This is a genomic window from Salmonella sp. SJTUF14076 (genome assembly GCF_015534835.1).
Taxonomy (GTDB): domain Bacteria; phylum Pseudomonadota; class Gammaproteobacteria; order Enterobacterales; family Enterobacteriaceae; genus Salmonella; species Salmonella enterica.
The window spans coordinates 3,606,489-3,620,672 of sequence record NZ_CP064674.1 but is presented as its reverse complement, the minus strand read 5'-3'; the positions used below and the strand labels follow the sequence as shown (position 1 = coordinate 3,620,672).

The window sequence follows — 14,184 nt, the reverse complement described above, 5'->3', positions numbered from 1 at the left end:
AAACACCTGCTAAGGAATGAAGAAATGGGTAATTATGATAAAGCGTGTAATAACGTGGGTGCGGTAAGATTTGTCCAGGAGCACATGAAGGTTTGTGAGATAATTGCAAAAGAGCTTGACGTACCGGTAGAGAATATACTGGGTCTTGCTGCTGCCGAAAGTCAATATGGTACAGGTCGTATTGCCAGGGAATATAATAATTACTTTTCTCTCCAGGCTCCTGCATCATTTCAGTCAGGTCGGGTTCATCCAAAGGATAGTAACAAAACTTGGGTGGCTATTTTTTCTTCGTTTTCAGTTTGTGCGCGATCTTTTGCTGTCAAGTATGGTGACGCTGTTCGGGGGAAAAAAGATGCTCTGGCCTTCTCTGAAGCTCTGGTAGCAGCTGGGTTTAATTCAGGATCTCATATTACTGGTGGTACGGATAATTACGCCAGGATAACTGCTGGAATAATTATTATGGTCGGCCGGAGAATAGCATGCCACGTAAAATAATGCTTGTTTTTTTTCTCTTTATATCTGAGGTCTGTTATGCCCAAGTGGTTGTATCTGAATTTAATTTGTCAGATATAAATCGCGGTGGAATGACGAAAGCACAGGCAGAAAAACTACTCATTATTGCACTTAAATACCAAAAATATGATTTATCGCTGGATGGCGTTTTTGTTGACGGTGATTTGCAGGATAAACACGGAAATCCTCCCCATCCGGGATATTATGATTTTAGCCTTGGCTATGATACACCGACTGCCGGAGCAATAGATTATTGGGGACTGTTTTCAGTAAGTTCTCAAACTGGTGATATATGGGAAATAAATAAATGTGAGAGAATTATATTTCCGCAGTTGCAAAAAATACAACAAGAAATAATGAAAAAAACTGGCGCGACATTTGCCAGTGAAGTGGTACAGCGCCGGGGGCTGGGCTGTACAGATGAATAGTGGGATAGTTGGATCTACCGGGCATACGTTACCTGCCAGGGCAAGGCTGGTTCTGGTAGCAGAACAGTGAAGGGCGGTATGTGGATGCACTGCGGCTGGTGGATGAAAAAATAGAGGTCAGATGCTGTGAAAAAGTACGCTGTAGAGGTTATGTTTATGTCTGCCTGTGCAGGAATGTTCCTGCCCGTATTTGCCTGGGGCGGAACAGATGTAAACATTGATAACCCGCTGGCGGAGTGTGTGGATATCCATCCCGTTCATCGTCAGGAAATGGATAACCTTACCATTCTGAAAACAACGGTCACACTGAAAAAAAGCACCGGTGAATGTGGCTGTTTCTCAACATTAATCAACTATACCAGCTTACTGGCGCAGGATGTTGAGGGTTACGGACGCGGAAGTGCATATTCCCTTCAGGAGGGGAATATCTCACTGGCGAAGATGCAGGGACGTTATCCTTTCAGCTTTGTATTATCGGTGGATAACCAGTCTGTACGGGATCAGAAGCTGGCGCTAATGATACGTTGTACACCACCGCTGTAATACACAGAATAGTCAGGGAGAAGATGATGGCAGTAAGACTGACTTTTGACGGGCAAAAGCTGACATGGCCTGGTATCGGGATATTTAAGGCGACCACGGGGTTACCGGATTTACAGTGGCCAGATAAACAGTGTGTGCCGGATGCGGCGATACCGGAAGGGAATTATAAATTGTTTATTCAGTTTCAGGGGGAGGCACCGATAAGAAATGCTGCGGATTGTGATCTGGGACCATCATGGGGCTGGAGTACCATTCCGCGAGGCCAGGCTGCCGGAACATGTGAGATATACTGGGCGAACTGGGGATATAACCGTATCCGGCTGGAATCAGCGGATGAGAAGACCCGAAAAGCCTGTGGGGGCAAGCGGGGTGGTTTTTATATCCATGATTCCACCAAAGGTTACAGCCATGGTTGTATTGAAGTGGAACCGGTGTTTTTCCGTATTCTGAAACAGGAGACGGAAAAAGAAAATGGTGAAAAGACATTTACGGTTAATGTTAAGTATGTTTCTGGTCAGCAAACGAATGGTGGAACAAAACAATAATACCGTTAAAACCGGATCAAATTATCGTGTCTGAACGTGCTGTGGTTGACAATGATTACAATGGTGGCCAGATAAGTAATGAGCACCAATGATAAAGTATATGACTGGCGGTGTGCTGGTTATTAATCAAATTTCTATAAAATGCAATGTGAATCTGGTAAGCGTAATAAAAATAAAATCATAATATTGTTATGTTCATTTCCTTATTTATGTAATTCAGTATTTATGTTATGTGCTAATTTTTGTGTTTTTATTTTCATGGCTCTTGTCAGCAATATACCCTGTTCTTCTGGTAAATATTTAAATATAACAGGCTGGTTGCATTATAAAGTGCGGGGCACTGTTTCCTGACGGTGAGTCTATTTATTTTAATCCGGTATTAAAGGAGTCACTACCATGAGTTTTGTATCCACAAATAATAAATCCGGTATGGGAGGGCTGACGACAACCACGCCGCCGATAACCGGAGAAAGTGGCGGTGTCACCGCAGATTCAGTCGCCGGAAGCGTGGCAGATGCGGCGGAAGCCGCTGTGGAACAGGCTGCGGGATCGCTGTTTGGCGCATTGCCGGAGCCATCAGGACTGGTGAAAGCCGCGGTAGCAGCGGCGCAGGCTGCCGCCGCCGCAGGTATGGCGCAGGATGCGGTATCGGCCATCGTCTCTGCTGTTGCAGGCGGGCCGGGGGCGCATAATGTGACGGTCAGCGGCAGCGCCGTACCGCCGGGCGCATTACTGTTCGCCAGCCTGGACGGCGGCGAAACATTAAGTGAACTGTTCAGCTATGTGGTACAGCTAAAAACGCCCGACACCCTGAATCTGGGCTATGTCTCCCCGGCGGCCAACCTGCCGCTCAAACCGATGGTGGGCAAAGATCTGTGCGTCAACATCGAACTGGATGGTGGCGGTAAACGGCATATCAGCGGGCTGGTCACGGCGGCGCGGGTGGTGGGCCATGAAGGGCGTTCGGTTACCTATGAGCTACGTATGGAGCCGTGGCTGAAACTGCTGACCCATACCAGCGACTACAAAGCATTCCAGAATAAAACCGTGGTGGATATTCTGGATGAGGTTCTGGCGGAATATCCCTACCCGGTGGAAAAGCGGCTGGTGGAAAGCTACCCGGTACGTACCTGGCAGGTGCAGTACGGTGAAACTGATTTTGATTTTCTTCAGCGACTGATGCAGGAGTGGGGCATCTACTGGTGGTTTGAACACAGCGAGGACAGCCACACGCTGGTGCTGGCGGATGCCATCAGCGCCCACAAGGCATGTCCGGACTCGCCGCTGGTCGAGTGGCACCAGGAAGGGCTGAAGCTGGACAAGGAGTTTATCCACACTATCACGGCAAACGAGAGTCTGCGGACTGGACAGTGGGTGCTGGATGATTTCGATTTTACGAAGCCACGTTCATTGCTGGCAAACACGGTGGCAAACCCGCGTGAAACCGGTCATGCCACCTACGAGCATTATGAGTGGCCGGGAGACTACTTCGACAAGAGTGAAGGCGAGATGCTGACGCGCATTCGTATGGAAGCGCAGCGCAGCCCCGGCAGTCGGGTGCTGGGGGGAGGGAATATCCGCACACTCATGACTGGTTATACCTTCACGCTGGAAAACTATCCCACTGCCGAAGTCAATCAGGAATACCTGCTGATGCAGACCTTGCTGTTTGTGCAGGACAACGCGCAGCACAGCGGGCAGGACCAGCACTTTACCTTTTCCACCCGTTTTGAACTGCACCCCACCCGCGAGGTGTACCGCCCGCAGCGAACCATCAGCAAACCCCACACCAAAGGGCCGCAGAGCGCCATCGTCACCGGCCCGGCGGGCCAGGAAATCTGGACGGATCAGTACGGGCGGGTAAAGGTACAGTTTGGCTGGGATCGCTACGGCAAAATGGATGAAAACAGCTCCTGCTGGATACGCGTCAGCTACCCGTGGGCGGGCAAAGGCTTCGGGATGATCCAGATCCCGCGTATCGGCCAGGAAGTGCTGGTGGATTTCAAAAACGGCGATCCGGATCTGCCGATCATCGTGGGGCGTACCTACAACCAGGACACCATGCCGCCGTGGGGACTGCCGGGAATGGCGTCGCAGAGCGGGATCTTCAGCCACTCGCTGTATGGCGGGCCAACGAACGGCAACATGCTGCGTTTTGACGACAAAACCGGCGCGGAGGAAGTGAAGTTCCACGCGGAAAAAGATCTCAACACCACGGTGAAGAATAATGAAACACATACGGTAATGGTGGATCGCACTAAAACCATTATTAAAAATGAAACCAACAGTATTGGTGAAGACAGAAACACCACGGTAACGAAGAATGACGGCCTTTCCGTAAAACTGGCGCAGACGATCAATATCGGCACCACTTATCGTTTAGATGTTGGCGATCAATTCACACTTCGCTGCGGCAATGCGGCGCTTGTTTTACATAAGGACGGCTCCATTGAGTTTTGTGGCAAGCAACTGATGTTACATACCAGCGATGTCATGCAACTGATTGGTAAAGGTATTGATATGAACCCGGATGGCGGCACAGCCGTAACCGCCGATGATATTGCCCCCCTTCCCACCTCTGAGTGATCTGAATTAAACCTGGAGTTCTCATGGATCGACCATACCGCATACAGGAAGGGTGTTTTGTCCTGCCTGAAACATTTACGGATCGCAGCGTTAATATTTTTATCCTGGAGGGCAATGAACGAACATCGCCCAGCCTGAATATTTCCCGCGATACGCTAAAACCTGATGAAGACCTGCCCGCCTATATTGACCGCCAGATTGCGCTGATGAAAAAAAATCTCGGTCAGCACCGGGTATTGTCGCGAGCGCCTGCACAGGCAGGAACGGGCAATGATGCCCTGATGGGGGAACAAATTGCCGCCACCCATAAATCCGGGAAAACGGAAGTGTACCAGCGTCAGGCCGGGTTTATTGCAACCCCTGGCAAGGTACTGGTCTTCACCCTGACCAGTCCCCGTCCTTTTGATGATAAAGCAGACCTGCTCTGGAACACCTGGCTGGCAGGCTTTCAGCCGGATAAAAACGAATAATCACACGGAGGTGTGACCATGTATGAAGCAGCCCGTGTAGATGACCCTATCTACCACACCAGTGCGCTCGCCGGGTTTCTTATCGGCGCTATCATCGGCATCGCCATTATCGCGCTTGCCGCCTTTGCCTTATTTAGCTGCGGTATTCTTGCCGGGCTGATTCTGGGTTTTATGGCCGATCAAATAGCCTCCGGGGTATTGCAACTGGGCGAGGCCATCGGGCGCTCCATCCACCACACGGCAGGAAAAATCCTCACCGGTTCGGAGAATGTCAGCACCAACAGTCGCCCGGCGGCGCGCGCGGTACTGAGTACGGTGAAATGCGATAACCATATCGCAGAAAAACGCATCGCCCAGGGTTCCGGCAATATTTACATCAACAGCCAGCCTGCCGCCCGTAAGGATGACCACACCGAATGCGACGCGGTGATTGAAGACGGTTCGCCGAATGTGTTTCTCGGCGGCGGCACACAGACGGTACTGGAAATCAGTTCTGAAATTCCGGACTGGCTGCGCAAGGTGGTGGATGTATTGTTTGTCGTGGCGAGTCTGCTCGGCGGGCTGGCCGGGGCGTGGCGGCAGGCGGCAAAGCTGGGGACGAAATTTGGCACTAAATGTGCCGCTAAGTTTATCGGCGGGGAGCTTACCGGGATGGCCGTGAGTGAGGCTATCAGCGGGCTGTTCAGCAATCCGGTGGATGTGACCACCGGGCAGAAAATCCTGCTGCCGGAAACGGACTTCACCCTGCCCGGTCGCCTGCCGGTCACCTGCTCGCGTTTTTACGCCAGCCACCTGGAAACCGTGGGACTGTTGGGACGGGGCTGGCGGCTGAACTGGGAAACCAGCCTGCGCGAGGACGATGAACACATCACGCTGACCGGCGTACAGGGGCGGGAACTGCGTTACCCGAAAACGATGCTGACGCCCGGCCACCAGATATTTGACCCGGAAGAACAGTTATACCTCAGCCGCCTGCATGACGGGCGTTACGTGCTGCATTACACCGATCGCAGCTATTACGTATTTGGTGATTTTGACAGTGACGGCATGGCATACCTGCTGTTTATGGAGACGCCGCACCGCCAGCGCATTGTCTTCGGGCACGAAGGAGGCAGACTGGTACGGATAGCCTCCAGCAGCGGGCATCACCTGTTACTGCACCGCACACAGACCCCGGCAGGGGAGCGGCTGTCGCGAATTGAACTGGTGCAGGGCGGCACCCGTGGCAATCTGGTGGAGTACCGGTATGACGATAACGGTCAACTGACCGGCGTGGTGAACCGGGCGGGAACGCAGGTGCGGCAGTTTGCTTATGAAAACGGGCTGATGACGGCGCACAGCAATGCGGCGGGGTTCACCTGCCGCTACCGCTGGCAGGAACTCGACGGCGCGCCGCGCGTGACGGAGCACGACACCAGTGACGGTGAACATTACCGCTTTGACTATGATTTTGCCGCAGGCACCACCACCGTCACCGGCAGGCAGGGGGAGTCATGGCAGTGGTGGTACGACAGGGAGACGTATATCACCGCGCACCGGACGCCGGGCGGTGGAATGTACCGCTTCACGTACAACGAAGACCACTTCCCTGTCAACATTGAGCTGCCCGGCGGTCGCACGGTGGCGTATGAATATGACATCCAGAACCGGGTGGTGAAGACGACAGATCCGGAAGGCCGGGTGACGCAGACGCAGTGGAACGGCGAGTTCGACGAAATCACGCGCACGGCGCTGGACGATGACGCTGTCTGGAAAACGCAGTACAACGCCCACGGCCAGCCAGTGCAGGAGACGGACCCGGAAGGGCGGGTGACGCAGTACGCTTACGATGAACAGGGGCAGATGTGCAGCCGGACGGATGCGGCGGGCGGCACGGTGGTGACGGCGTTCGACAGCCGGGGGCAGATGACGCGGTACACCGACTGTTCAGGGCGTAGCACAGGATATGACCACGATGAGGACGGCAACCTGACGCGGGTGACGGACGCGGAAGGGAAGGTGGTACGCATCAGCTACAACCGACTTGGGTTGCCGGAGACGGTGAACTCACCGGGGAAACAGCAGGACAGGTATACCTGGAATGCGCTGGGGCTGATGAGTAGCCACCGGCGCATCACGGGGAGCGTGGAGAGCTGGCGGTATACGCCGCGCGGTCTGCTGGCGGCGCACACGGATGAGGAGAAGCGCGAGACGCGCTGGCAGTACACGCCGGAAGGCCGGGTGGCAGCGCTGACCAACGGCAACGGGGCGCAGTACCGGTTCAGTCACGATGCGGACGGCAGGCTGGTGCGTGAGGTGCGACCGGACGGACTGAGCCGTACTTTTATCCTGGACGACAGCGGTTATCTGACGGCGATACAGACCACGGGTACGCAGGGCGGCGTGCGGCGGGAGACGCAGCAGCGGGATGCGCTGGGCCGTCTGTTACGGACGGAGAATGAACACGGCCAGCGGACGTTCAGCTACAACCGGCTGGACCAGATAACGGCAGTGACGCTCACGCCCACGGAGGCGGGGCAACAGCAGCACCGGATGCAGGCCGACACGGTGCGTTTTGAGTATGACCGCAGCGGCTGGCTGACGGCGGAGCACGCGGGGAACGGCAGCATACGTTATCAGCGCGACGCGCTGGGCAACCCGACGGACATCACGCTGCCGGACGGGCAGCACCTGACGCATCTGTATTACGGGAGCGGGCATCTGTTACAGACGGCGCTGGACGGCCTGACGGTGAGCGAGTATGAGCGCGACAGCCTGCACCGTCAGATAATGCGCACGCAGGGGCAGCTTGCGACGTACAGCGGCTATGACGACGACGGGCTGCTGAGCTGGCAGCGCAGTCTGGCGTCCGGCAGTGCCCCTGTTCTTCCCGGTCAGCGCCCGGCGCGGCAGGGCTGCGTGACGTCGAGGGACTATTACTGGAACAACCACGGCGAGGTGGGCACGATTGACGACGGCCTGCGTGGCAGCGTGGTGTACAGCTATGACAGAAGCGGTTACCTGACCGGGCGCTCAGGTCAGATGTATGACCATGACCGTTATTATTACGATAAGGCGGGCAACCTGCTGGATAACGAAGGGCAGGGTCCGGTGATGAGCAACCGGCTGCCGGGCTGTGGTCGTGACCGTTACGGCTATAACGAGTGGGGCGAGCTGACCACGCGGCGCGACCAGCAACTGGAGTGGAACGCGCAGGGGCAGCTGACGCGGGTCATCAGCGGCAACACGGAGACGCACTACGGCTACGATGCGCTGGGGAGGCGAATCCGCAAGGCGACGTACGGGCGGCACACGGGCCATACGGCGCGGAGCCGGACGGACTTTGTGTGGGAGGGGTTCAGGCTGTTGCAGGAGAACGTGCAGCAGCAGGGCTGGCGGACATATCTGTACGATGCGGAACAGCCGTACACGCCGGTGGCGAGCGTGACGGGAAAGGGAGAAAGCAGGCAGGTGTGGTATTACCACACGGATGTGACGGGCACGCCGCAGGAGGTGACGGCAGCGGACGGAACGCTGGTGTGGGCGGGGTATATCAGGGGGTTTGGAGAGAATGCGGCGGACATCAGCAACAGCGGGGCGTACTTTCACCAGCCGCTGCGGCTGCCGGGGCAGTATTTTGACGACGAGACGGGGCTGCATTACAATCTGTTCAGATATTATGCACCGGAGTGTGGACGGTTTGTCAGTCAGGATCCGATCGGGCTGAGGGGCGGAATAAACTTATATGCGTATGCGCCGAATCCGTTAAGTTGGATCGATCCACTAGGATTATGGTCTTTTTATCAATTAATTAATTCATCAGGAGATGTTATTTATCATGGTATAACCGATAGAACTGTTCAGGAAAGGGTTATAGAGCATGCTGGTGATGGCCGAGTTTTTAGTAAAGTTCGGTATGTGGATGATCTTGGTAGCCGAGTTAATGCGAGAAATATAGAAGGTTCAATATTAGATCATGCAAAAGGAGATCCCAATATTGAGAATGCTATCAGGAAAGATGGTGGTTTTTATCATAGCTATGATGCAAATAATCTTGCAGAAGGACGCAAATATTTAAGTCAGGAGGAGATTAATAAAATCCTTAAGAATGGTACTGTCGTTGATGTTGACAATAAAGGCCACTTTAAATCTGGAGGTTGTTGAATGAATAGGACAATAAAGAAAAATATAGAAAATATAAAAATAATTACTGATGAAATAAAACGATGTGCTATTGAGGAAGATGAAGGTAAGATATTAAAATTGGTTTCCACTTTTGAAAAGTTTCCTCGTAAAGAAGTTAGTTCTTTTTATAACGTTTTTTTTAGGGATTTAAATCTTTGTGAAAAATTGATTAGCATGGCGAAGTATTATATAAATAATGATAAAATACTTATAGAAATAATATCTTCGCTAGGAAATATGGTCGTTCGATATGGTTTACCTCCATCAGACGATTTGTATGAACTTTTTTTTAGTTTGAGGAATAGAAAGAAAGTTAACTATTATATTTCACTGTTTATTCTCCATTTCCCACAATCGGAGTCATGTGATTTTAGATGGGATTATATTTTATCTATCCCTGATATTGCACCAAAAGAGAAATCAAAGAAAAACTTTTACTCAATCATTAAAAATATCAATGCGTCAGGAGAGAAAATCCCCTTTGAATATAAAGCCAGAATAGTTTATCTATTGGGGGTGTTTAGTGATAATAATATGTATGGTGAAGAGTTCATGATGTTAAGAGCGCAACTTCAATCCGTAGATTGATACGAAAACTTTATATTTAAAAAGGCTATCTGATGGCTACGATTTTGGTTCCTTGTCATTTTGTAAACAAACCGATAATTTGTATTAATTGCTGAAAACCTCGATTCATCACCGGGATCGTTCAATTATCTGCCACGTTTGATCACCGGAATATTCTGGTATCATTCAGCGCACCGGGAAAATCTTTCAGCCATGCTTTAACGTTTCGCTGGTTGATATAGGTCACGCCCATCCCTTCAATACAGTCCCACAGTTCACGGGTATTTTGCAGCGTGATCACGATGCAGTCTTTCATCACCCACGGCGAGGTGGGCACGATTGACGACGGCCTGCGTGGCAGCGTGGTGTACAGCTATGACAGAAGCGGTTACCTGACCGGGCGCTCAGGTCAGATGTATGACCATGACCGTTATTATTACGATAAGGCGGGCAACCTGCTGGATAACGAAGGGCAGGGAGCGGTGATGAACAACCGGCTGCCGGGCTGTGGTCGTGACCGTTACGGCTATAACGAGTGGGGCGAGCTGACCACGCGGCGCGACCAGCAACTGGAGTGGAACGCGCAGGGGCAGCTGACGCGGGTCATCAGCGGCAACACGGAGACGCACTACGGCTACGATGCGCTGGGGAGGCGAATCCGCAAGGCGACGTACGGGCGGCACACGGGCCATACGGCGCGGAGCCGGACGGACTTTGTGTGGGAGGGGTTCAGGCTGTTGCAGGAGAACGTGCAGCAGCAGGGCTGGCGGACATATCTGTACGATGCGGAACAGCCGTACACGCCGGTGGCGAGCGTGACGGGGCGGGGAGAAAGCAGGCAGGTGTGGTATTACCACACGGACGTGACGGGCACGCCGCAGGAGGTGACGGCGGCGGACGGAACGCTGGTGTGGGCGGGGTATATCAGGGGGTTTGGAGAGAATGCGGCGGACATCAGCAACAGCGGGGCGTACTTTCACCAGCCGCTGCGGCTGCCGGGGCAGTATTTTGACGACGAGACGGGGCTGCATTACAATCTGTTCAGATATTATGCACCGGAGTGTGGACGGTTCGTCAGTCAGGATCCAATCTCGCTGAGAGGTGGAATAAACTTATATGCGTATGCACCTAATCCATTAAGTTGGATCGATCCACTTGGATTAAGTTGTTTTAATTCATCAAAACGGTTTGATAAAAGGAATAATATAACAAGTCGTTTTGTCGATTTATTAACTGGTAAGAAACCCGCAGATGTTGAAAATTATTTAAAAAGTAAAGGATGGACTGCTACATATCCACAAAGTGCTACACCTGCAAAAACTCAACATGTAGTTTTTGTAAAAACAACAAAATCTGGAGAAGTATATCATTTAGACTATAATCCTGCGGGTAAAACCCATGGCAGTGATTATTGGAAAGTAATAAAACCAAATGATCCAGTAGAGACTGTATATGGCCGCATAGGTCACGGTGGTTTTGATCATTACGACAGGATAAAGAATTCTCCCGTTTATGTTGATGGTACACTAATGAACCCATGGGGGAAATGATGAAAGATAATACTGTGATTAATTTAGTTTCAGATATAATTCCAGGGAAATCTATTGGTGGTATTTCGCTTGGCGATAATGTTGTTGATATTATTGAATGTATTGGAGATGAATTTACTATAGATGTTTTTTCTTTTGAGAACTTTGGTGTTAAGTATTTTTGTTATAAAATAAACAATGGGGCTATTTCTTTTACCTGCAATGAATCTGGTAGTATTATTTCTTTATGGTGTGAGCCTCCTTACCTAGGAAGTTTTAATAAAAGACTGTACCCTGGTATAACTGTTGGGGAGCTAAAGAAGATATCTAAAAAACAATCCATAATAAAAGGCTATTTAGTTATAGACAATAATAAATTGATTTATTATGGAATGCCAGATGATATAGATGATTTTAACCATTTTTCTGATCTGGATGATGATGTTATTTTTAATGAATTATATGTAGGTAATCTGGAATAATAAAAAGCCGGGAGGATATTTAAATCTTCCCGGCTCTTTTGTTATTTAATTCCCGTTCACCACATCATATACCCCCGCCTTAATGTGCTTCATCGACTTTTTCACCTGATAAAGCTCCCTCCGTAGATCCCTCACTTCGTCTGTCTCCACAATCAGAGTCAAACACCCTTCGGAGATCTTCACGGTCACGCTCGCCCCGGTATCAAATCCCGCTTCTGCCAGCCAGTCGCCCTTAAGGTGCAGGCTGGGGATGCGCGAGTAATAGGTGGTCATGTGGGTTTTGTAAGTATCCCGCATAATCGAGCCATTCACATTTAGAGATCATCCGACATAATCAATCTGCCAACGCAGGAGATCGCTGTGCGTAAAGCCCGTATTACTGCGCACCAGATCATCGCTGTGATTAGATCAGTCGAATCCGGACGGACTGTTAAAGATGTCTACCGGGAGGCCGGTATTTCTGAAGCCACCAGGGACAACTGGAAGTCTGGATACGGCGGCAGGGATACGCGTGGAATCACAAAAGGCTCCACCGTATTTACTGTCTGCTCAAGCTGAATTTTCGCCGTAAGGGTAAACAACGGCTGCCGGTACGCAATCCCTCGCCACTGGTCACGCCGGAAGCGCTGAACCAGAGCTGGTTTATGGGCGTCGTTTTCGCACGTTCAATGTTGTTGATGACTGTAATCGTGAAGCGTTGTCGATTGAAATCGATCTGAATCTGCCAGCTCTGCGAGTGGTCCGTGTACTCGACAGGATTACAGCAACCGCGGTTATCCGGCCATGCTGCGTATGGATAAGGGACCGGAATTTATCTCGCTGGCACTGGCTGAATGGGCAAAGAAACATGTAGTAAAGCTGGCGTTTATCCAGCCGGGTAAGCCGAAGAAAAACGTTTTCATCGAGCGTTTTAACCGGACATACCGTACAGAAATACTCAATTCTTATCTGTTCAGAACGCTGAATGAGGTGCGGGAAATTACGGATAAAGGGTTATCAGAATATAACTGCGAACGTCCATATGAATCGCGGAACAATATGATTCCGGAGGAATACCGCTAACAACATTATCTGGCCGGAATCTTAAAAATGCATGGAACTAAAACGGGTCTATTTATAGGGGCACCTGCGATGAATTTCGCTGCACTGAAAAGCGATACCGGATGAGAGCTGCTTCAAATTAATGTGCCATGCTCACGGGGAGGTTGTGCGACGTTTGCATAATCCAGCAAGAACTGAAAGGAAGGGGAGAGCTTTTTCATGCCTGTATAATCAGTCTGGCCTGTGTCAGTCAGCTCTTAGTGTTGAGACTCTCGTTGGAGCGTTATAATTGCTTTTCCGTTTCGGAAAACAAGATTTTCCATTAAAGATCTTCCCTGCGAGGAAAAGTTAACTAATAATCTTACCGCCGAGTTAGGAGATGTAGGAGATGTATGTTTAAATATAAACAATGTTGCAACGATGCCTGATAATTATCCTCTCTTCGAAGATAAGTTTCCCACACCCAGTGTGGTGGGTTTCATTGTAATGTTATCACTTGAATGTAAATGGAAGGTATAATTGCTTTTTGACTGGCATTCTATTCCACCCTGACAATACGATGTTAACATCAATGCTGGTTATATTGGCAATAACGCAATTTTTTTCAGATTAAGAGGTGCTCTGATATATAGATTTTTATGACATTACTTGTTTGAATTGGTAACAAATACCAATAAGTACAAGTTGTTATTACCAGCCATGGATTTTCCCATATGGTAAAATTTGTTATGACATCATAACATTCTGGATGTGCGATTTTAACTTAGTTTTAAAGAGGTATTTTTTCAATGAAAAACATAAAAAAATTAATTATCGCAAGCGTGTTGAGCATGATAACTGCTAGTTGTTATGCTGGTTCAATCGTGGTGGGCTCAGAGCAACAAAGTTCAGTGGATATTGGCTTTGTCTCTCCCCAGCAGTTGAGCGTAACATTTGCTCCAGTGGCGGGCTTAAAGGCTGGGGTGATTAAGTCTAATACGGAGATTGCGACTATTGCAGTTAGTTCTGTTGCTGCTAAACAATTCGCGATCGCAGCGGATTTTAAGGCAAAGAATGTCATGAATGGCGATACATGGACTTTATATGGTAAAAATACTGGCAAAGGAATCAAAGTGTACTTCTATGGTGAGACAACCTCACCAAAGGGGAATGTAAATTACAATGGGCATCAGTGGATCATATATGATATTAACGACAAACTTGGTGTTAAACTAGCTGGAGATCAGAATATCCCAGCTGATGTCTTCCCAATGACTGTAAACATAGCGGCATATCAAGCTTAATAGTAAGCAACTTCTATTAAGTATTATTAAGGC

Annotated in this window: 13 protein-coding genes and 3 pseudogenes; 14 read left to right on the top strand and 2 right to left on the bottom strand. The window is 50.1% G+C overall.

Annotation, left to right across the window (positions count from 1 at the left end; all coding sequences use genetic code 11):
- Positions 1-24: 24 nt before the first annotated feature.
- From HU143_RS17625 to HU143_RS17585, 9 genes and pseudogenes are all read left to right on the top strand, one after another.
- Entirely contained in the window at positions 25-495 is a 471-nt protein-coding gene (locus HU143_RS17625; protein ID WP_023227776.1) for a glucosaminidase domain-containing protein, read from the top strand.
- Positions 480-941 carry a hypothetical protein gene (locus HU143_RS17620; protein ID WP_001668725.1) on the top strand — a complete coding sequence of 154 codons (462 nt, stop codon included), beginning with the start codon at positions 480-482 and terminating at the stop codon, positions 939-941. Before HU143_RS17625 ends, HU143_RS17620 begins: the two co-directional genes overlap by 16 nt.
- 8 nt (positions 942-949) lie before the next feature.
- Positions 950-1,071, top strand: a pseudogene (locus tag HU143_RS17615) (cytoplasmic protein); the annotation flags it as partial.
- A complete protein-coding gene (locus HU143_RS17610; protein ID WP_023227777.1) occupies positions 1,068-1,484 on the top strand; it encodes a DUF2195 family protein in 417 nt (138 codons plus the stop codon). The pseudogene HU143_RS17615 and the gene HU143_RS17610, both read left to right, overlap by 4 nt.
- A 23-nt stretch (positions 1,485-1,507) precedes the next feature.
- Positions 1,508-2,029 carry a DUF2778 domain-containing protein gene (locus HU143_RS17605; protein WP_000968384.1) on the top strand — a complete coding sequence of 174 codons (522 nt, stop codon included), beginning with the start codon at positions 1,508-1,510 and terminating at the stop codon, positions 2,027-2,029.
- A gap of 396 nt (positions 2,030-2,425) precedes the next feature.
- Positions 2,426-4,615, top strand: a complete 2,190-nt coding sequence (locus HU143_RS17600; RefSeq protein WP_023227778.1) for a type VI secretion system Vgr family protein — start codon at positions 2,426-2,428, stop codon at positions 4,613-4,615.
- 23 nt (positions 4,616-4,638) lie between these two features.
- Positions 4,639-5,085 carry a DcrB-related protein gene (locus HU143_RS17595; protein WP_000375832.1) on the top strand — a complete coding sequence of 149 codons (447 nt, stop codon included), beginning with the start codon at positions 4,639-4,641 and terminating at the stop codon, positions 5,083-5,085.
- Between the two features lie 18 nt (positions 5,086-5,103).
- Positions 5,104-9,228, top strand: coding sequence for an RHS repeat-associated core domain-containing protein (locus HU143_RS17590; protein ID WP_023227779.1), 4,125 nt, complete (start codon positions 5,104-5,106; stop codon positions 9,226-9,228).
- Positions 9,229-9,837, top strand: a complete 609-nt coding sequence (locus tag HU143_RS17585) for a hypothetical protein (protein WP_053505599.1) — start codon at positions 9,229-9,231, stop codon at positions 9,835-9,837.
- A gap of 142 nt (positions 9,838-9,979) precedes the next feature.
- Here HU143_RS17585 and HU143_RS17580 read toward each other — a convergent pair whose 3' ends face one another.
- Entirely contained in the window at positions 9,980-10,117 is a 138-nt protein-coding gene (locus tag HU143_RS17580) for a hypothetical protein (RefSeq protein WP_023227287.1), read from the bottom strand.
- A gap of 19 nt (positions 10,118-10,136) precedes the next feature.
- Between HU143_RS17580 and HU143_RS17575 the strand changes: the two are divergent.
- Both HU143_RS17575 and HU143_RS17570 read left to right on the top strand, forming a co-directional pair.
- Positions 10,137-10,983: pseudogene (locus HU143_RS17575) on the top strand (RHS repeat-associated core domain-containing protein); the annotation flags it as partial.
- A 379-nt stretch (positions 10,984-11,362) separates the two neighbouring features.
- Positions 11,363-11,827, top strand: a complete 465-nt coding sequence (locus HU143_RS17570) for a hypothetical protein (RefSeq protein WP_127201574.1) — start codon at positions 11,363-11,365, stop codon at positions 11,825-11,827.
- A gap of 45 nt (positions 11,828-11,872) precedes the next feature.
- On the opposite strand, the gene HU143_RS17565 is transcribed toward HU143_RS17570, so the two are convergent.
- Positions 11,873-12,124, bottom strand: coding sequence for a SymE family type I addiction module toxin (locus HU143_RS17565; RefSeq protein WP_131166435.1), 252 nt, complete (start codon positions 12,122-12,124; stop codon positions 11,873-11,875).
- Between the two features lie 63 nt (positions 12,125-12,187).
- On the opposite strand from HU143_RS17565, the gene HU143_RS24850 reads away from it, so the two are divergent.
- The 3 genes and pseudogenes from HU143_RS24850 (at position 12,188) to HU143_RS17555 (ending at position 14,151) form a co-directional block, all read left to right on the top strand.
- Positions 12,188-12,385 (top strand): transposase, encoded by a 198-nt coding sequence (locus HU143_RS24850; protein WP_001224072.1) that lies wholly within the window; start codon positions 12,188-12,190, stop codon positions 12,383-12,385.
- Positions 12,319-12,889, top strand: a pseudogene (locus HU143_RS17560) (integrase core domain-containing protein); the annotation flags it as partial. The gene HU143_RS24850 and the pseudogene HU143_RS17560, both read left to right, overlap by 67 nt.
- 767 nt (positions 12,890-13,656) lie before the next feature.
- Positions 13,657-14,151 carry a hypothetical protein gene (locus HU143_RS17555; RefSeq protein WP_051129373.1) on the top strand — a complete coding sequence of 165 codons (495 nt, stop codon included), beginning with the start codon at positions 13,657-13,659 and terminating at the stop codon, positions 14,149-14,151.
- The last annotated feature ends 33 nt before the right edge of the window (positions 14,152-14,184 follow it).